19 protein-coding genes are annotated in these 17674 nt (G+C 62.6%); 4 read left to right on the top strand and 15 right to left on the bottom strand.

The annotated features are described in order from the left end of the window. Positions 1-8: 8 nt before the first annotated feature. The 4 genes from HP556_RS20590 to HP556_RS20575 all read right to left on the bottom strand — a co-directional run bounded on the left by HP556_RS20590 (position 9) and on the right by HP556_RS20575 (position 5865). On the bottom strand, positions 9-1184 hold the full coding sequence (locus tag HP556_RS20590) for an ABC transporter substrate-binding protein (RefSeq protein WP_175368350.1): 1176 nt from the start codon (positions 1182-1184) through the stop codon (positions 9-11). 108 nt (positions 1185-1292) lie between these two features. Further along, positions 1293-2729 carry a glutamine synthetase family protein gene (locus tag HP556_RS20585; protein WP_175368349.1) on the bottom strand — a complete coding sequence of 479 codons (1437 nt, stop codon included), beginning with the start codon at positions 2727-2729 and terminating at the stop codon, positions 1293-1295. Positions 2730-2760: 31 nt separating this feature from the next. Continuing rightward, a complete protein-coding gene (locus HP556_RS20580) occupies positions 2761-4128 on the bottom strand; it encodes an aromatic ring-hydroxylating dioxygenase subunit alpha (protein WP_175368348.1) in 1368 nt (455 codons plus the stop codon). Between the two features lie 36 nt (positions 4129-4164). Further along, positions 4165-5865: an amidohydrolase gene (locus HP556_RS20575; protein WP_175368347.1), complete on the bottom strand. Its 1701-nt coding sequence runs from the start codon at positions 5863-5865 to the stop codon at positions 4165-4167. A gap of 243 nt (positions 5866-6108) precedes the next feature. On the opposite strand from HP556_RS20575, the gene HP556_RS20570 reads away from it, so the two are divergent. The 3 genes from HP556_RS20570 (at position 6109) to HP556_RS20560 (ending at position 8622) form a co-directional block, all read left to right on the top strand. Then, a complete protein-coding gene (locus HP556_RS20570; RefSeq protein WP_175368346.1) occupies positions 6109-7329 on the top strand; it encodes an NAD(P)/FAD-dependent oxidoreductase in 1221 nt (406 codons plus the stop codon). 16 nt (positions 7330-7345) lie between these two features. Beyond that, on the top strand, positions 7346-8131 hold the full coding sequence (locus tag HP556_RS20565; protein ID WP_175368345.1) for an IclR family transcriptional regulator domain-containing protein: 786 nt from the start codon (positions 7346-7348) through the stop codon (positions 8129-8131). Between the two features lie 143 nt (positions 8132-8274). Further along, positions 8275-8622 (top strand): 5-carboxymethyl-2-hydroxymuconate Delta-isomerase, encoded by a 348-nt coding sequence (locus HP556_RS20560; RefSeq protein ID WP_175368344.1) that lies wholly within the window; start codon positions 8275-8277, stop codon positions 8620-8622. A gap of 148 nt (positions 8623-8770) precedes the next feature. On the opposite strand, the gene HP556_RS20555 is transcribed toward HP556_RS20560, so the two are convergent. The 10 genes from HP556_RS20555 to phnG form a co-directional block, all read right to left on the bottom strand. Then, entirely contained in the window at positions 8771-9070 is a 300-nt protein-coding gene (locus HP556_RS20555; RefSeq protein WP_068735221.1) for an HU family DNA-binding protein, read from the bottom strand. Between the two features lie 252 nt (positions 9071-9322). Next, positions 9323-9943 (bottom strand): pyridoxamine 5'-phosphate oxidase family protein, encoded by a 621-nt coding sequence (locus tag HP556_RS20550; RefSeq protein WP_175368343.1) that lies wholly within the window; start codon positions 9941-9943, stop codon positions 9323-9325. A 23-nt stretch (positions 9944-9966) separates the two neighbouring features. Beyond that, entirely contained in the window at positions 9967-10545 is a 579-nt protein-coding gene (phnN, locus tag HP556_RS20545; protein WP_175368342.1) for a phosphonate metabolism protein/1,5-bisphosphokinase (PRPP-forming) PhnN, read from the bottom strand. After that, positions 10542-11696 carry an alpha-D-ribose 1-methylphosphonate 5-triphosphate diphosphatase gene (locus tag HP556_RS20540; protein WP_093756775.1) on the bottom strand — a complete coding sequence of 385 codons (1155 nt, stop codon included), beginning with the start codon at positions 11694-11696 and terminating at the stop codon, positions 10542-10544. Before HP556_RS20540 ends, phnN begins: the two co-directional genes overlap by 4 nt. A gap of 11 nt (positions 11697-11707) precedes the next feature. After that, on the bottom strand, positions 11708-12406 hold the full coding sequence (phnL, locus tag HP556_RS20535) for a phosphonate C-P lyase system protein PhnL (RefSeq protein ID WP_120291666.1): 699 nt from the start codon (positions 12404-12406) through the stop codon (positions 11708-11710). 7 nt (positions 12407-12413) lie between these two features. Continuing rightward, positions 12414-13208, bottom strand: coding sequence for a phosphonate C-P lyase system protein PhnK (phnK, locus tag HP556_RS20530; RefSeq protein WP_175368415.1), 795 nt, complete (start codon positions 13206-13208; stop codon positions 12414-12416). A gap of 22 nt (positions 13209-13230) precedes the next feature. Continuing rightward, a complete protein-coding gene (locus tag HP556_RS20525) occupies positions 13231-14115 on the bottom strand; it encodes an alpha-D-ribose 1-methylphosphonate 5-phosphate C-P-lyase PhnJ (RefSeq protein WP_175368341.1) in 885 nt (294 codons plus the stop codon). After that, on the bottom strand, positions 14112-15218 hold the full coding sequence (locus tag HP556_RS20520; protein WP_175368340.1) for a carbon-phosphorus lyase complex subunit: 1107 nt from the start codon (positions 15216-15218) through the stop codon (positions 14112-14114). The genes HP556_RS20525 and HP556_RS20520 overlap by 4 nt, the downstream gene beginning before the upstream one ends. A 2-nt stretch (positions 15219-15220) precedes the next feature. Further along, a complete protein-coding gene (phnH, locus tag HP556_RS20515; protein ID WP_175368339.1) occupies positions 15221-15829 on the bottom strand; it encodes a phosphonate C-P lyase system protein PhnH in 609 nt (202 codons plus the stop codon). A 2-nt stretch (positions 15830-15831) separates the two neighbouring features. Next, positions 15832-16293 carry a phosphonate C-P lyase system protein PhnG gene (phnG, locus tag HP556_RS20510; RefSeq protein WP_175368338.1) on the bottom strand — a complete coding sequence of 154 codons (462 nt, stop codon included), beginning with the start codon at positions 16291-16293 and terminating at the stop codon, positions 15832-15834. Between the two features lie 125 nt (positions 16294-16418). On the opposite strand from phnG, the gene phnF reads away from it, so the two are divergent. Continuing rightward, the gene (gene phnF, locus HP556_RS20505) at positions 16419-17153 is read left to right on the top strand and encodes a phosphonate metabolism transcriptional regulator PhnF (protein ID WP_068735417.1); all 735 of its coding nucleotides are present in this window, start codon (positions 16419-16421) and stop codon (positions 17151-17153) included. Here phnF and HP556_RS20500 read toward each other — a convergent pair whose 3' ends face one another. Continuing rightward, positions 17154-17621 carry a nuclear transport factor 2 family protein gene (locus HP556_RS20500; protein ID WP_175368337.1) on the bottom strand — a complete coding sequence of 156 codons (468 nt, stop codon included), beginning with the start codon at positions 17619-17621 and terminating at the stop codon, positions 17154-17156. It abuts the gene before it with no gap. Positions 17622-17674: the final 53 nt, after the last annotated feature.

Below are 17674 nucleotides of genomic sequence, written 5' to 3'. Positions count from 1 at the left end.
GGCATTGCCTACTTGGCGCTCAGCGCCCAGTCCGGCTGATCGGCGAAGGTCTGGCTTTCCTTGTTGATCAGCTTGCCGTCCACCTTCTCCACACTGCGCAGATAGACGTTCTGGCGAATGTGACGCGTGGTGGGATCGATCGACACCGGACCGCGCGGGCTGACCCACTTCATGTCCTTGACGGCGTCGACCGCCTTGGCGGCATCGCGCTTGCCGTCAGTTGCCTCGATCATCTTGTAGATCAGGCGCGCGCCGTCATAGGCCGCGACCGACGTCATGGTGACTTCGTCGAGGTTGCCGCCGCCCTTCTTGATGGTGGCAAGGAAGGCCGCGTTTTCCTTGGAATCGTGCGACACCGAATAGTGATAGGTCGAGAGGATACCGATGCCGGCATCGCCAATGTTCGGCAGATCCGGCTCGGTGACGACGTCACCGGTCGACATCAGCTTGACACCGCCTGCCTTCAACCCGTTGTCGATATAGGCCTTGACGAAACCCAGCGTCGGCGGGCCGGATGGCAGGAAGGTGAAGATGGTGTCCGCGCCGGAATCCTTGATGCGCTGCATGATCGGGCTGAAGTCGGTGGTGGCGAGCGGAATGCGAACCGCTTCGACCACCGCGCCGCCCTCACCTTCGAACGTCTTCTTGAATGCCGCTTCAGCATCCACACCCGGACCGTAATCGCTGACCGCGATGGCCACCTTCTTGGCGCCGTTCTTCAACGCAGTTTTCGCGGCAGGCACGGTGTTCTGCCACATGGTGAAGGAGGTGCGGACGATATAGGGGCTCTTCTCGACGATCGACGAGGTCGCCGCATTCATCACGATCAGCGGCGTCTTGGATTCTTCCAGCAGCGGCGCGATGGCCATCGCGTTCGGCGTGAAATAGACGCCAGCGAGATATTGCACCTTGTCCTTGACCAGCAGCTCCTGCGCCAGCGCCTTCGACTTGGCGGGATTCGGGCTCTCTTCATCGCGATAGATGAATTCGACATCATGCTTGCCAGCTTTGGTGCCATGCTCGGCGACCCAGGCGTCGATGCCCATCTTGAAGTTCTTGCCAAACAGCGCGTAAGGGCCCGACATGGTGCCGATCACGCCGACCTTGATGGTGTCGGCGGAGGCCGTGCCGGTCATCAGGCCGAGAATGGCCAGTGCAAGAATGGATTGGCTGCGTCTGTTCATTGCGATTGTCCCCATTGGAAAGTTAAGAAAACTATTCGGCAAACCTGTATTCAATAAACGTGCCGAGATGGCCCGTTTGATCCGGCGTGAGCGCGCCGAAATGACGCGTCAGAACATCTCGAAATATTCGCGCTGCTCCCAGTCGGAGACTTCCGCCTGGAAGCGATCGATCTCGGCATTCTTGATATGCGTATAATAGTCAACCATCGTCGCGCCCATCTTCTCGCGGAAGAAAGGATCTTCCTTGAGCGCGAAGGTCGCCTCGCGCAGCGACTTTGGCAACAGATCGGCATTGGTCTCGTAAGGCGTATCGGCTGATGGCCCTGGATCGAGCTTGCGATCGACGCCGTCGAGACCCGACAGGATCTGCGACGACATATAGAGATAGGGATTGGCGGCGGGTTCGCCGACGCGATTTTCGATACGCGTCGCGGAATCGCCGGCACCGCCGAGCACACGCAGCATCGCGCCGCGATTGTCGCGGCCCCAGATCGCACGATCCGGCGCCAGCGAATAGGAGCGATAACGCTTGTAGCCGTTGATGGTCGGTGTCGTGAACACGGTCGCCGCACGCGCATGCGTAAGAAGCCCCGCGAGATAGCCCTGCCCGAACGATGACAGCGGCTGCGTGCCCTCGGTCGGCATGAACGCGTTTGCGCCGTTTGCACGCGATACGATCGACTGATGCAAATGCCAGCCAGACGACACGACGTTCGGAATCTTCGGCCGGCACATGAAGGTGGCGTGGTAGCCGTGGCGATGCGCGATCTGTTTCACGGCCGAGCGGAACAGCACCATGCTGTCGGCCGGTGTCAGGCCGACAGTCGGCGCAAAGGTGAATTCGCACTGGCTCGGGCCGTATTCGACTTCGACAGACCGCAGCGGCAGACCGAGCGCAATCACGTCGCGCCGGATGATTTCGAGCACCGGCTCCATCTGGTCGTAGCGCTGCTCGGTGAGATAGTTGTAGCCGTGCGAGAGAAGACTGACCTCCGGCGGATTGCCGGGCTGGCCGGCATCCTCCGGCTTCATGCGGTTGTTCTCGACGTTGAAAATATGAAATTCGACTTCAAGACCGGCGACGAAATCATAGCCACGTGCGCCGAGATCGCCGAGCACCTTCTTGTAGAGGTTGCGCGTCGCGAACGGCACCGGACGTCCGTCGGCGAAATGCACGTCGCACAGAACCCAGCCGGTCTCAGGCGCCCAGGGCAATATCCGGAACGTGCTGGGATCGGGAATCATCAGGACGTCGGCCGCGCCCTGCATCTCGGGAATGCCGAAGCCGCCGCCGGCGGTGAACACCGGAAACACCGTCTTGTGCGACGTGTCCTTGGCGAACATGGTCGTGGTGATCGAGCAGCCGCTTTCGAGACAGCGCAATGCCTCACTGGCGATCAGCGTCTTGCCGCGCAGGATGCCGTGCTGATCCGGAAACGACAGCCGGATCACTTCGAGCTTATGCTCTTCGACCATACTGCGCAGCCGGACGGCTGCTTCCTTCTGCTCCGCGGACCACAAACCGTGACGTTCAACAAAACTCAACGCACTCTCCCGCGGCTGTTCTGATCGATCTTCACTCTGCCGCCGGCAGATGGATGACGTTGGACCCCGGCTCGGTCTGGTCGGCCGGGGCCGCCGCCATCCATGGCGCACCGCGACGACGGGCGACGTCGACTTCCATCCAGTAGGTTTCCCAGCCCTTGGTCGGCCCGATGCCGTCCATGGTGCCCGGGCCCTGAATGCTGCGCGCGGTGTCCGCGTCGAGCGACATCATCGGCTTCTGGCCGCCGGCGACCTTCTCGATCTCCGCACGCAGCAGCTTGCGATAGGCGATGATCGCCTTGTCGCTGGAGCCGAGATGCTCGCGGGTTCGGTCCTGGATTTTGCCCATGGATTCCACCGCCCACTGGTCGTGGACATTGATGTCGGCGCCCATGCCGGTATAGGTCTCGTGCTTCTGCTCGTGCGGATTGAAGCCGTAGTCGTTGGTCTTGTTCTTGCGCGAGGTGTAATTCGGCAGCTCGTAGAGTTCGAGCCGCTGGTCGGTCATCTTCTTCTTGTCGACCGGCGTCGTGTAGCTGGTGAAGATCGCATACCAATAGCAGTTCTCGTCATCCACCGGCACATGCCACTGGGTGATCGTCATCTCCGTGCTCATGGGGATGACGAAGCCATGCGGGAATAGCTGGTTGGTGACGCGCACATGGGTACGCTCCTCGTCGAGCTCGCGCAGCGCAATCAGGCGCAGGCCGTATTCGGTCGATTCCACATTGATGATCGGGCGATCATATTCGCGCAGGATCTTGGTCATCGGCAGTTCGGTGCCCGCGGAGGCGCCGCGGAACTGCTTGCCATAAGATGCCTTGACGTCCTCGTCCTCGAAGAAGCGGTGCAGGAACGACGCGTGGGCGGGATCGATGCCGACTTCCAGCGCTTGCAGCCAGTTGCATTCGAACAGGCCCTTGAAGGCGAAGGTGTATTGGCCGGGTGCGGCGAAACAGTCGAGCTCGGGGAATGCCGGCGGCTCGCCCTCGCCCAGATAGGCCCAGAGGATGCCGCCCTTCTCGACCACGGGATAAGCCCGCTGCTTGATGCCGGCGCAGAGCTTGGAGGTCTTCGGCTCGGCCGGCGTCTCCAGGCACTTGCCCTCGACGTCGAACAGCCAGCCATGAAACGCGCAGCGGACGCCACCGCCTTCGAGACGGCCGAACGCCAGATCTGCGCCGCGATGCGGGCAGTCGCGATCCAGCAGGCCGTAGCGGCCCTGCTCGTCGCGGAACAGGACAAAATCTTCACCGAGCAATTTGACCGGACGGATCGGACGATCCCCTTCGAGCTCATCGACCAGTGCCGCCGGCTGCCAGTATTGGCGCATCAGCTTGCCCGCCGGCGCCTTGGGCCCGATGCGAGTGATCAGATCGTTCTGCTCTTGGCTCATCATGGCAAAATGTCCTTTATAACTCTGGCGATGCGCCGCTTATCGCTGAAATACAATCTTGCCGCCGACCATCGTCATATCGGCGGTGATGTCCTTGATCTGGTCGTCCGGCACCGTCATGAAGTCGGCGGAGAGCACCACGAGGTCGGCCAGCTTGCCGGCCTCCAGCGTTCCCTTCCGCGTTTCCTCAAACATGTAGCGCGATGCCGCGCTAGTATAGAGGCGAAGCGCCTGTTCGCGCCCGATCGCTTCGGATGCGCCGTAGACCTGGCCGGCCGGGTCCTTCCGCGTCACCATGATATACATCGTGAGGAACGGGTTCAGCGGATTGACCGGGAAATCGGTGCCGGCGCCGAGATTCTCCAGTCCCATTTTCTCGATTAAAGTGCGCGTCGGGACCGCACGATCCGCGGTCGGCCTGCCGAGAAAACGCGCGACCGTCGCCGCCTTGTCCCACATGAAGGCGTTCTGGAAATCGATCCGCGCCCCGACGCGGCGTGCCCGCTCCATCTGTTCGGGGCGGATCAGGCTGGCATGGATCAAAACGAAGCGGCGATCCTTGATCGACTTTTCCTTGTCGGCGGCTTCGAACGCATCCAGCACCTGATCGACGCCGAGGTCGCCAACGACGTGAACGCCGACCCGCCAGCCGCGAAGGTTGGCGATCGATACCAGCTGCTTCAGCCGTTCGGGCGTAACCTGCGCGATCCCATGATAATCGTCATGCGAGTCCGGATAGGCGTCGCGCATCATGGCCGTCTTCAGGGTCATGCCGCCATCGTAGAAGATCTTGATGCCGCCGAGCTTCAACCAATCGTCGCCGAAACCCGAAGTGGCGCCGTTGCCGCTCATGATGGCGTCCCAACCGGCGGAGTCCGCGGGCGGCTCCGGTCGAAACATCGTTCCGACCCGCACTGTCGCATCGCCGGCCAGAGCGAGCTTCTGCAGAATCTGCGTGTCGCGCGCGCTTGTCGCCCCCTCGACGACGCTGGTGATACCGAGGCGGTTGAGCGCGGCCTCGGCGAGACGATATTGCCGCAACTCCTCGTCTTCGGTGTAGGGCGGCACGATGTTCTCAACCAGCGGGATCGCCGTCTCGACGAGCACGCCATTGATGTCGCCGCTCGCGTCCCGCTCGAACGCGCCGCCGGCTGGATCCGGCGTGCTCTTGCTGATGCCCGCCTTCTGCAACGCCAGCGAATTGGCCATCGAAAAATGACCGACGGTCCGCAGATAGACCGGATTGTTGGGGGACACGCTGTCGAGTTCCTGGCGGGTCAGGTAGCGCTTTTCCGCCAGCTGCGACGGCGGATGCCAGCCGCCGGTCGTGATCCACGCGCCGGGCCGCTTCTTCGCAACGAACGCCCGAATGAGATCGAGGGCGCCGGCCACGTCCTTGGCGCCGCCGAGATAGACCACATAGTCGCCGAGCCCGGCCGCCTTGAAATGCGCGTGGGTGTCGATCAGGCCGGGGACAACCGACTTGCCGGCGAGATCGATGACCCGGGTCTGCGGACCGGCCAGCGGCTTGATCGCGGCGTCACTGCCGACCGCGAGGATCTTGCCGTCGCGGATGGCCAGCGCTTGCGCGATCGTCGATTGGCCGTCGAGAGTGAGGATCTTGCCGCCCGTCAGGACGACCTGGGGCGCGTTCGGGTCAGATTGCTGCGCCACCGCCGGCAAGACGGAGGCACCAATTGCAATGGCTCCTGCAATCAGACATTTCGCACCCAGATGCATCTCGCCGCTCCATCAACAATGTTCAATAGACGAACGAATGTGCGAATATTATCGTTAGACTAATTCCAGGCAAGCAGAATTTTGCAGCAGGATTTGCCGCGTCACTGAGCAAATGCAGCAATTCGCGCCCAAAGCATCACCTTGCGCAAAACGAACACTTGTTCAATATACGCACGCAATTCAGGAGCTGATGATGTCGAAGACTTTGAATTCGCGTGCGGATCGGACCCAGGGAGAGCGCTCGTGAGCGGCCTCGTGATCATCGGCGCCTCTTACGCGGGCGTCCAGGCCGGCATCAGCGCGCGCGAGAAGGGCTATCAGGCGCCGATCCGCATCGTCGCCGATGAAATCCATCTGCCCTATCAGCGACCGCCGCTGTCCAAGGCATTTCTGTCCGGCGACGTCGCGCACAACAGTCTTTTCCTCCGCGGCGAGGACTATTTCAAGACCCAGGGCATCGAACTGGTGTTGGGCCATCGCGCCATCGGGCTCGATCGTGCAGCCGGCCGGATCGCGCTGGACGGCGGCGACAGCCTGCCTTTCGATCAGCTTGTCATCGCCACCGGCTCGCGCGCGCGGCGCCTCAGCGTGCCCGGCCATGAGCGCGACGGCATCGTCTATCTGCGCACCCTTGATGACGCGCTGCATCTCAAGCCGCGGCTCGAAGCAGCCAACGATGTTGTCATCGTCGGCGGCGGCTTCATCGGCCTCGAAGTGGCATCGACTGCTGCCAAGGCCGGCAAGAAGGTGACGCTGATCGAGGCGCAGTCGCGCCTGCTGGAGCGCGCGGTATCGCCGCTGATCTCGCAGTTCCTTCTGGATAGCCATCGCTCCCATGGCCTCGACATCCGCTTCAACGAATCCGTCATTGCCATCGAAGGCAACAGCGCGGTGCATGAGGTCGTCTGCTCCAGCGGCCTGCGGGTGCGCGCGGACCTGATCGTCGCCGGCATTGGCGGCATCGCCAATGACGAGCTGGCCGCGCAGGCAGATATCACCTGCACCAATGGCATCGATGTCGATGAACATGGCCTGACCAGCGCGCCGAACATCTATGCGGCCGGCGACGTCAGCAATCACCACAACGGCTTCGCCGGCCGTCGCGTGCGGCTGGAAGCCGTGCAGAACGCCACCGATCAGGGCAAGGCTGTGGGTGCGATGATCGCCGGCAAGCCGGAAGCCTATGACGCAGTGCCGCGTTTCTGGTCGGATCAATATGACGCCAAGCTGCAGATTGTCGGCCTCTCTGCGCCGACCGACAGCGCGGTGATCCGCGGGTCGATGGATGATGGCAAGTTCTCGGTGTTTTATTATCGCGACGGCAAGCTCACGGCCGTCGACAGTATCAACCGGCCCGGCGACCAGATGATCGCGCGTCGCCTGATCACCGCGTCACTGTCGCCAACACCAGAACAGGCCGCCGACCTGTCATTCGATCTGAAAAAATTCGAAGCAGGCAAATAGGGCGGACCCACGGCTTATGCCAAAGATCAAGCGCCCCGACGACGAACGCGGCAATACCGACTTCATCGAGAGCCTCGATCGGGGGTTGCGGGTGTTCGAACTGTTCGGCACGCAATCGCGCCCGATGACGCTGAGCGATGTCGCCAAGGCCGCCGATCTGCCGCGTGCCACTGCGCGCCGCATCCTGTTCACGCTGGAACGCAAAGGCTATGTGACCAGCGACGGCAAGCTGTTCGCGCTATCGCCGCGCGTCCTGGCGCTGGCCGGCTCCTACATGACGTCCAATCAGGTCGTCACCATCCTGCAACCCGTGCTCGACAGCATCTCCAGCGACGCGCAGGAGATCTCATCGCTCGCGGTGCTTGAGGGCCACGAGGTGATCTTCGTCGCCCGCGCCAGCCCGGCGCGCGTGTTCTCCGCCGGCATCGATCTCGGCTACCGGCTGCCCGCCTTCTGCTCGTCGGTGGGGCGCGCCATGCTCGGCAAGTACTCCAACGACGATCTCACCGCAACGCTGGATGCCATGGACCTCGTGGCAATGACGCCCTTCACGGTGACCGACAAGGAATTGCTGAAGGCCACCATCATCACCGACCGCGAGAAAGGCTATTCGCTGGTCGACCGCGAGGCCGAACCGGGCTTCCGCTCGATCTCGGTGCCGGTGCGGCGCTACGATGGCGCCATCGTCGCCGCCATCAATATGGGCGCCCATGTGGACCGGGTCTCGACCGGCGAAATGATCGATCGCTTCCTGCCGCTGCTGCGCGATGCCGCGGATTCGGTGAAGCCGCTGCTTCTTTAACGCCGTCCCCTCATCCTGAGGAGCGGCCACTTGGCCGCGTCTCGAAGGATGAGGAGCCCTACACTCATGGTTCGAGACGGCGCCAAGTGGCGCCTCCTCACCATGAGGTCCGAGATTGAACACGCACCAGGAATTGTCGTCTCATGCCCCATATCGTCATCGAACATTCCACCGACGGCCATGGCGACGCGCTCGACGTCGCCAGCCTGATGCAGGCGTTGCACAATGCCGGCGCCGCCACCGGGGTAATGAAGGCCGCCGACATCAAGGTGCGCGCGATCCCGTATGCGCATCACCTGATGGCCGGCCGGGCCGAAGGCTTCTGCCACCTGTCGGTCTCCATGCTCGAGGGCCGCACACCCGAGCAGAAAGTCGCCGTGAGCGAGGCGTTGCGCGCGGCAATGGTTTTGCTGCTGCCGCATACCAAAAGCCTCAGCGTCGATATCAGGGATATGGACGCGGTCGCCTACAAGAAGCGCGTGAACGATTAGAGCCGCGCTGACTGCCTTCTCCCCGCAGGCGGGGAGAGGTAAGGCACTCCCAAAACGAAAACGGCGCGGCATCCCCTGGGGAATGCCGCGCCGTTCTCAATTCAGGTCGGCTGCGGTCACCTCATGGGCGACCGCGCCGAGGGTCCGCTTAGACCGCGTCCTTCGCAGCCTTGACCGGGCGGGCGCGCACGATCTTGCGGGCCGGCTTGGCCTTGAAGGTCATTGCTTCGCCGGTGAAGGGGTTGGTGCCCTTGCGTGCCTTGGTGGCGGGCTTCTTGATGACGACGAACTTGGCGAAGCCGGGAACGAGGAACACGCCGCTCTTCTTCAGCTCTTTATAGCCGAGGGTCGCCATGGTCTCGATAACGCCCTTGACGTCCTTCTTCGAGAGCTCAGTGGTCTCAGCGATTTTCTCGATGAGCTGCGACTTCGTCATTTGGTCTGCCATTTTGCACCTTTTGGTTTGCCGTGATTCGGTGAGACAGACACTATGAGGAATTACGGGAAAAAACCCGTGCTCAATGAAATTTTCACAGATTTTGCCGGGAAAAATGATGTTTTTTGACCATCAAACCCCGATTCGACTTGTACGGCAGGGTTTCAGGACCCTCGCAAGCGCAAAATACTTGAAACAAGGGGCCTACGGAGTCGCGGCAGGCGACAGAAACGCACTGCAAAAATCACCCCCAGATTCGCCCCCTCACCACATGGTCTGGCGCGCCCTTTCCGGCCATTGCCGATCGTATTCCGGACCGCCGACCCGGCGCTCGCTCATCTCCGCCAGGATCTCGCCGGGCGTCGGCAGAGTCTTCGGATCGACGCGTTTATCAGGGTTCCAGAGATCGGACCGCACGATGGCGCGGGCGCATTGGAAATAGATCTCTCCGACCGTCATCACAATCACCGTGCGGGGCGCCTTCTCCTCCACGGCGAAGGACGCCAGCAGGTCCGGGTCCGTTGAGAGATGCGCCGTCCCGTTGATGCGGAGCGTGGTGCCGGCACCAGGGATCAGAAACAGCAGCGCGATCTTGGGATCGCGCACGATGTTGCGCAGAGAGTCCACGCGATTGTTGCCGCGGCGGTCCGGCATCATCAAGGTGCGCTCGTCATGGATCCGGACGAAGCCCGGTTTGTCGCCGCGCGGTGAGCAATCCAGCCCCTCGGGGCCGGTGGTCGCCAGTGCGGCGAAGGGCGAGACCTCGATCAGCCGCCGATACTGCGCCGTTACGCAGTCGGCTACCTTGGCGGTGGATGCTTCGCCGATGTCATCGAGACGGCCGTAGATCTCCTCGAGCTGCTCGATGGTTTCGATCACCGACATGGCCGCACTCCCCTCCGCCGTATCTATTGACCCCTGATGACCCGTATCAGGTCATCCGCATGATCTTCCGCGACACCAATATTGTTGATCGTGACGTCCGCACCTGATGTCTCGACGCTGCGCTTGAGCCGATCGCCGATCGGCCCATCGCTTGAGCGTCCCCGCGCCGCAAGTCGCGCCGCAAGCACGTCCGGCGGCGCCGTGATCGACACCACGACGACATCTTCATAAGCGGCACGTAGCGCCGGGATAACCGTCCGCGAGATATTGGCAACGACATTGCGGCCGGCGCGAAGCGCATCATCGATCGAGCGCGGAAGCGCATAACAAAGACCATGCGCTTCCCAGTGGACGGCGAAGGCGCCGCTGGCCTGGGCGTGACGGAACGCCTCCGGCGTGACCTGCGCATTATTTTCGAATTCCGACGCCTCGCGAGTCACCACGCGGCGCGTGAACACCACATTGTCGTCATCCGCGCAGGCGGCCTGCGCCAGACCGATCAGCGTATCCTTGCCGGCACCCGACGGGCCGACCACCAGCACCAACCGGCCGGGGCCGATCCGGCCTGCTTGCGCTTCGGATATCGCCGCGGTGTCGGTCATGCCACCCGATGTCCTTCGCGCCAGACATTGCGCACCACCGGTACCTCATGCGCCACATGGACGCGGATCACGTCGGCGCGCTTGCCGACCGCAATCTCGCCGCGGTCCATGAGCCCGACGGCTTCCGCGGGCCGCTTGGTCACGGTTCGGATCGCGCTGGCGAGATCGATGGAGGGCACCTTGCTCGAGAGCTGCAGGGCTCCCATCAGAAGGCTCGACGGCACATAGTCCGACGACAGAATATCCAGCATGCCTTCGCGGGCGAGATCGATAGCCGCGATATTGCCGGAATGCGAGCCGTTGCGGACGACATTCGGCGCCCCCATCAGGATGCCGATGCCGGCCTTGTGCAGGCCTTGGGCCGCTTCCAGCGTCGTCGGGAATTCGGCCACCGAGACCTTGTCTCCAACGGCTTCGGTCACGTTGTCTTCCGTAGTGTCGTCATGGCTCGCCAGCGGAATATTGCGCCCGTGAGCCAGCGCCACGATCGCACGCATATTGCCGGCCGCATATTGCTGCTGACAGGCCAGACGTTGCGCGAACATCACATCAAGCTCGGCATCGCTCTTGCCACCCTTGCCGCGATAGTATGTGCGCAGCTTTTCTTCGTCGCGGAACTGGCGCTGCCCGGGCGTATGATCCATCAGCGACATCAGCCGGACGTTCGGCTTCGCCAAGAGCGCCTTCGCTTCCTCGACCACGGTTGGCATCGGAATCTCGCAGCGCAGATGCAGGAAGTGATCGACCCGCAGGAGACTGGCTTCGCCGGCAGAGGCAATCGAATCCACCAGCAGGCCGGCGTAGCTGTCGATGCCCTGGCTTGAGTCCTCGCAGCCGACCCGCACCGAGTCGAGCACCGTGGTGATGCCGGACGTGGCAAGTTGACCGTCATAGGAGACGACGGCAGCGATGGGATCCCAGAACACCTTCGGCCGCGGCATGAAATGGGCTTCGAGATGATCGGTGTGCAATTCGATCAGGCCGGGCATAATCAGATCGCCGCGCGCATCGTCGCTACCGCGTGGCGCATCACCCTCGCCGAATTCGGCGATGCGTCCACCAGCGAAGGCGATCCAGCCCTTGTCGATGACGCGGTCGGCAAGAACGATCCTGGCGTTGCCGATGACGGTTTCGGTCGATGATGCGGTCATGGTTCTCTTTCTCAGGCAGCAGCGGCGAAGGATGCGACGTCCACCAGCCGGTCGGCGATCAAGTGCCGCACTTCGTCGTCATGCACAATGGCAACCATGGCGACGCCGGCACGTTTTTTCTCGGCGACCAGTTCAACGACCACGGCTCGGTTGGCGGCATCGAGCGACGCAGTCGGTTCATCCAGCAGCAGGATCGGCAGATCGGAGATAAAACCGCGCGCGATATTCACGCGTTGTTGCTCGCCGCCGGAAAAGGTCGAGGGCGGCAGCTTCCACAGCCGCTCGGGAATGTTGAGGCGCTTGAGCAACGCCCCCGCACGCGCACGCGCCTCCTCGCGCGTTACGCCGGCAGCGAGCAGCGGCTCGGCCACGACATCGATGGCGGCGACACGCGGCACCGCGCGCAGGAACTGGCTGACATAGCCGATGGTGTCGCGGCGCACACCCAGGATCTCGCGCGGCTCGGCGGTGGCGATATCGATGACATCACCGTTGTGGCGTACGCCGATGGTGCCGCCGTCGCAGCGATAATTGCCGAAGATCATCTTCAGGATCGACGACTTGCCCGCCCCCGAGGGACCGGACAGCACCACGCATTCGCCGGGCGCGACATGGAACGAGACGTTGCGCACCACCGGCAGGCGAATGCCGTCCTGCAGGTGCATCACGAAGGTCTTTTCGGCGTTGCGGATATCGATCATCGGAATCATGTGGACCTCACGCCGGCAGGATCGAGGAAACGAGCAATTGCGTATAGGGCTCTCTGGGATCGTCGAGCACCTGATCGGTGAGCCCCGTTTCGATCACGCGGCCGCCCTGCATCACCATCACGCGATGCGACAGCAACCGCGCCACCGCGAGATCGTGCGTCACAACGATGGCCGAGAGACCGAGCTCGCTGACCAGCGTGCGCATCATGTCCAGCAAGCGCGCCTGCACGGAGACATCGAGACCGCCGGTCGGTTCGTCCATGAAGACGAGACGCGGTTCGGTGACGAGGTTGCGCGCGATCTGCAACCGCTGCCGCATGCCGCCAGAGTAAGTCCGCGGCGCATCGTCGATCCGCTCGGGCGAAATTTCCACACGCTCGAGCCACGAGGTCGCCGTGTCACGAATCTTGCCGTAGTGGTTCTGGCCCACAGCCATCAACCGCTCGCCGACATTGGCTCCGGCCGAGACCGCCATGCGCAGCCCCATCGCCGGGTCCTGATGCACAAAGCCCCAGTCGGTGCGAAACAGGAAGCGCCGCTCGGCTTCGCCCATCGTCGCGAGATCGCGGGTCACGCCGTCGCGCATCCGGTAGGAGACGCGGCCGCTGGTCGGCGCCAGTTGGGCGGAGAGCATCTGCAGCAGTGTCGATTTGCCGGACCCGGACTCGCCGACGATGGCCAGCACTTCGCCGGAGTACAATCCGAACGACACATCGCGGCATGCCGCAAGACGGCCATAAGATTTTCCCAGGTTTGCCGCAACAAGCAACGGCTCAGCACTCGCAGAACTACGCGTGTTCATCTCAATCGAATTCACTGTCACATCAAGCATTTGCGCTCTCCGCATAAGGCGCAGCATTCTCGCTGCCGCGATGCCCCTGTGATTGCCGCGTTTCGCAATAGTCGGTGTCGGAGCAGACGAACATCCGGCTGCCCTTGTTGTCGGTGACGATCTCGTCGAGATAGCTATCCTCGGCATTGCACAGCGCGCAGCAGGCCTTGTGCTTGTAGGGCTCGAATGGATGATCCTCGAAATCCAGCGACACCACCGATGTGTAAGGCGGGATCGCATAGATGCGCTTCTCGCGGCCGGCACCGAACAGTTGCAGCGCCGCGCAATTGTCCATCTTCGGATTGTCGAATTTCGGCGTCGGCGACGGGTCCATCACGTAACGCGCATTGACCTTCACCGGATAGGCATAGGACGTGGCGATATGGCCGAAGCGCGCGATGTCTTCATACAGCTTTACATGCATCAAGCCGTATTCGGCGAGCGCATGCATCCGCCGCGTCTCTGTCTCACGTGGCTCGAGGAAGCGCAGCGGCTCGGGGATCGGCACCTGATAGACCAGCACCTGATGCGCCTGCAGCATCGCTTCGGGAATGCGATGCCGTGTCTGGATCACAGTCGCATCGCCCGTGCTCGTGGTCACGGCAACGCCGGCAGTTTTCTCGAAGAATTTACGGATCGAGATCGCGTTGGTGGTGTCGTCAGAGCCCTGGTCGATCACCTTGAGTTTGTCGATGGGGCCAAGGATCGCCGCCGTGACCTGCACGCCGCCGGTGCCCCAGCCATAGGGCATCGGCATTTCCCTGCTGGCGAACGGCACCTGATAGCCGGGGATCGCGATCGCCTTGAGAATGGCGCGGCGGATCATCCGCTTGGTCTGCTCGTCCAGATAGGCGAAGTTATATGTCGGCGCGTTCATTCCGCGGCCTCCTGAAGAGCAACGGGCGTCTCGTTGGCGTCGGCGAATTCCTTGCGCAGCTTGCGGAGCAAGCCCAGTTCGGACTGGAAGTCGACATAATGCGGCAGCTTCAGATGCTCGACGAAGCCGGTCGCCTGCACATTGTCGGAATGCGACATGACGAATTCCTCGTCCTGTGCCGGCGCCTTGATGTCCTCGCCGAGTTCGCGTGCACGCAGCGTGCGATCGACCAGCGCCATCGACATCACCTTGCGCTCAGACTGGCCGAAGGCGAGACCGTAACCGCGGGTAAAGCAAGGCGCCTCGGTATCCGAGCCCTTGAACTGATTGACCATCTGGCACTCGGTCAGCGTGATCGAGCCAAGCGGCACGGCAAAGCCGACATCCTCGGCCATGAATTCGACCTCGACTTCACCGAGGCGAATCTCGCCGGCGAAAGGATGGTTACGGCCATAACCGCGCTGCGATGAATAGCCGAGCGACAGAAGAAAGCCTTCATCGGCCCGCGCGAGATTCTGCAAGCGCAGATCACGGTCTGCCGGGAAGCTCAGCGCGTCGCGCGTGAGATCGCCGACAGGCTTTTCGGGATCTTCTGCGGGCGAGGCTTCGATCAGGCCGTCGCGGCCAAGAATATCGGTGACGCGCGGCATCACACCCGGCTCTGCATCGGTCATGGCCGGCTGCTCGGGCGAGGATTCGCCGGTCAGCACCGGATCGAGCAAACGATGCGTATAGTCGAAGGTCGGGCCAAGCACCTGGCCGCCCGGCATGTCCTTGAAGGTCGAGGAGACGCGGCGACGCACCTGCATCTGCGACGTATCGACGGGCTCACTCGAACCGAACCGCGGCAGCGTCGCGCGGAAGGCGCGCAGCAGGAAGATCGCCTCGATCATGTCGCCGCGTGCCTGCTTGATGGCCAGCGCCGCGAGCTCGCGGTCATAGAGCGAGCCTTCGGTCATCACGCGATCGACGGCGAGACCGAGCTGATTGGAGATCTGTGCCAGCGATACTTCCGGCACATCGCGATCACCGCGGCGTTCATGAGCGAGCAGACGATGCGCATTCTCGATGGCGCGTTCGCCACCCTTGACGGCGACATACATGCTCAGCCCTCCTTCGCGACAAGACGCGTGGTACGCGGTAGCGCGACAATGGATTCGCCGGACACCAGCACGAGGTCGATGCCGCGGGGAAACAGCGAGGCATTCAGCGCAAGGCGATCCAGCAGATCCGGCACGCCGATCGCAGCACGCAGGATTGTGGCACCATCGATACCGGGGCCGCGCAGCTCATAGGCAGGGCCTTCAGTCAGGCTCGCCACCTGCAGAATGATCGTGGTGGAGCGATCCGGATATTCGCCGGTGCCGAAGGCGAAGTGCTCGAAGGACGGCAGCGCGGCAGCATCAGCCACCACGGCGAAGGCACACACGGCGGGATCGGCGATGACCGGCGCGCTGGTGTGAAACTTGATCCACTTGGCAACATCCATCGTCGCCGCCAACTTGCTATCGAGCCACACCGGCGTGTCCTGATCGAACAGCGTGAGCGCGATAGCGGCCGCGCCGCGCATCATCGGCGCAGGTACGCCCGAAACAGCCTGAATCCGCTGCACGGTGCCGGGACGCGCCATCGCATCCATCACCGAACGGAAGGTCGATTGCGCTGCAAGCACCTTATCCGCGAAACCGGCCGGCATTTCCGCAACTGTCGTCATGATCAGCCCTCCCCGCGCACGAGCGTGTAGAAATCGACTTTGGTTGCCGCCGTCTCTGCGGCCTTGCGCTTGCTATCGGCGACGACGCGCGCGCGCAGCGGCGCGAGCACCTTGGTCTCGACAGCATCTGAAAATTCACTGGTCTGGATGAGTGCATCGCAGAGCGCGATCAGCTGCGCCTTCGCGCCGTCACGACCGAGTGTGTAACCGAAGCCAACCTCGCCGCTGGCAAGCCGTACAGCGGCACGCGACACCGTCGCTTCGCCGAGATTGAATGGCGCGCCATCGCCGCCGATCCGGCCGCGCAGCATCACTAGGCCATTCTCCGGCTGACGCAGTTGTTCATAGGCGGGAACAGCCACTGCATCGAGATAACCGGCGATATCCGCCGTGGCGCAGTGCCCAAGCACCCCCATCGCCTCACGGCGCCGGGCCTGCTGGTGGTTCAGGGAGGATGAAGTCATGTCACCGTCGCTCAACAAGTTGTATGATTTACTAGACAACTTTATAGGCGGAGGCAATGACCGTTTCGTGACAGCGGCACGATTTTTCGCTAATGCGTGGTCGACATCATTCCGGGACCGATTTTGTGACCATTCAGGACAAGCCAACAGGCGTTGCATTGTGGCGGCACGTCGCCGACGGCATCGAGCGCGGCATTGCAGATGGCCGCTATGGCGCTGGCGAAAAGCTGCCCGGCGAGACCGAACTGGCTGACATCTACCGCGTCAATCGCCACACCGTGCGCCGCGCCCTCGCGACCCTGGCCGAACGCGGCTTGGTGCGCGCCGAGCGCGGCAGCGGCACCTATGTGGAATCGCCAAAGCTTGCATATCCCCTGCGATCACGCACGCGCTTCTCGGAAATTGCCGGTGCCGGCGGGCGCGAGCCGCAAGCGCAATTGATCGGAGCCTGGGACGATGTGGCAACACGCGATCTCGCAAGGCAGCTTGGCCTCAAAGCCGGCGCTCCGCTGATCCGCATTGAAGCCTTGCGGTTGGCGGACAAGACGCCGATCTGCGTCGGCACCAACTGGCTGTCGGCCGAACGCTTTCCCGATTTCGGCAAGGTCTATGAGCGCGTGCGCTCGATGACCAAGGCCCTGGCGCATTACGGCATCAAGGACTATCGCCGCGCCTCGACGAAGGTCACCGCGGGGATCATCGACGCGACCGATGCGACACGGCTTGGTGTCGCACTCGGGCGTCCGATCTTGATTGTCGATTCCATCGATGTGGATGCCGACGGCACGCCGCTCAGCGCTACGCATTCGCGCTTCGTCGCCGAGCGCGTCGAATTCGTGGTCGATAGCGGTTCGCTTTAGTTAGAACGGGTCGGTGCCGAGACCCGGCACATCGGCCGGACGCGGCCCCGGCGCCGGCCACAGGAAACGGCGATCCTTCTCGGCAATGGCCACATCGTTGATGCTCGCCTCGCGGCGGCGCATCAGGCCGGCCTCGTCAAACTCCCATTGCTCATTGCCATAGGAGCGATGCCAGTTGCCGGCGTCATCGTGCCATTCATATTGAAAGCGCACGGCAATGTGATTGCCGTCGAACGCCCACAAATCCTTGATCAGCCGGTATTCGTGCTCCTTCGCCCATTTACGGGTGAGGAATTCGACGATCGCCGGGCGCCCCTGAAAGAACTCGCCGCGATTGCGCCAGGTCGAGTCCTCGGTATAGGCGAGCGACACTTTCACCGGATCGCGTGAATTCCAGGCATCCTCGGCCATGCGGGCCTTCTGGGCGGCGCTCTCTCGGGTGAAGGGCGGAAACGGTGGACGCGACATGGGACCCTCGGCTTTGCGATGTTGCAGGGATTGTAGCCCTGCCGCATGCGGAG

It is taken from the genome of Tardiphaga robiniae, from assembly GCF_013359755.1.
In the GTDB taxonomy this organism is placed as follows: Bacteria; Pseudomonadota; Alphaproteobacteria; order Rhizobiales; family Xanthobacteraceae; genus Tardiphaga; species Tardiphaga robiniae.
This window is presented reverse-complemented; position numbering and strand designations above follow the sequence as displayed.

Coding starts and splice junctions, on each gene's coding strand:
- HP556_RS20590 (WP_175368350.1), bottom strand. CDS start 1,184: ATGAACAGACGCAGCCAATCCATTCTTGCACTGGCCATTCTCGGCCTG.
- HP556_RS20580 (WP_175368348.1), bottom strand. CDS start 4,128: ATGATGAGCCAAGAGCAGAACGATCTGATCACTCGCATCGGGCCCAAG.
- HP556_RS20575 (WP_175368347.1), bottom strand. CDS start 5,865: ATGCATCTGGGTGCGAAATGTCTGATTGCAGGAGCCATTGCAATTGGT.
- HP556_RS20565 (WP_175368345.1), top strand. CDS start 7,346: ATGCCAAAGATCAAGCGCCCCGACGACGAACGCGGCAATACCGACTTC.
- HP556_RS20560 (WP_175368344.1), top strand. CDS start 8,275: ATGCCCCATATCGTCATCGAACATTCCACCGACGGCCATGGCGACGCG.
- HP556_RS20555 (WP_068735221.1), bottom strand. CDS start 9,070: ATGGCAGACCAAATGACGAAGTCGCAGCTCATCGAGAAAATCGCTGAG.
- HP556_RS20550 (WP_175368343.1), bottom strand. CDS start 9,943: ATGTCGGTGATCGAAACCATCGAGCAGCTCGAGGAGATCTACGGCCGT.
- phnN (WP_175368342.1), bottom strand. CDS start 10,545: ATGACCGACACCGCGGCGATATCCGAAGCGCAAGCAGGCCGGATCGGC.
- HP556_RS20540 (WP_093756775.1), bottom strand. CDS start 11,696: ATGACCGCATCATCGACCGAAACCGTCATCGGCAACGCCAGGATCGTT.
- phnL (WP_120291666.1), bottom strand. CDS start 12,406: ATGATTCCGATGATCGATATCCGCAACGCCGAAAAGACCTTCGTGATG.
- phnK (WP_175368415.1), bottom strand. CDS start 13,208: ATGAACACGCGTAGTTCTGCGAGTGCTGAGCCGTTGCTTGTTGCGGCA.
- HP556_RS20525 (WP_175368341.1), bottom strand. CDS start 14,115: ATGAACGCGCCGACATATAACTTCGCCTATCTGGACGAGCAGACCAAG.
- HP556_RS20520 (WP_175368340.1), bottom strand. CDS start 15,218: ATGTATGTCGCCGTCAAGGGTGGCGAACGCGCCATCGAGAATGCGCAT.
- phnH (WP_175368339.1), bottom strand. CDS start 15,829: ATGACGACAGTTGCGGAAATGCCGGCCGGTTTCGCGGATAAGGTGCTT.
- phnG (WP_175368338.1), bottom strand. CDS start 16,293: ATGACTTCATCCTCCCTGAACCACCAGCAGGCCCGGCGCCGTGAGGCG.
- HP556_RS20500 (WP_175368337.1), bottom strand. CDS start 17,621: ATGTCGCGTCCACCGTTTCCGCCCTTCACCCGAGAGAGCGCCGCCCAG.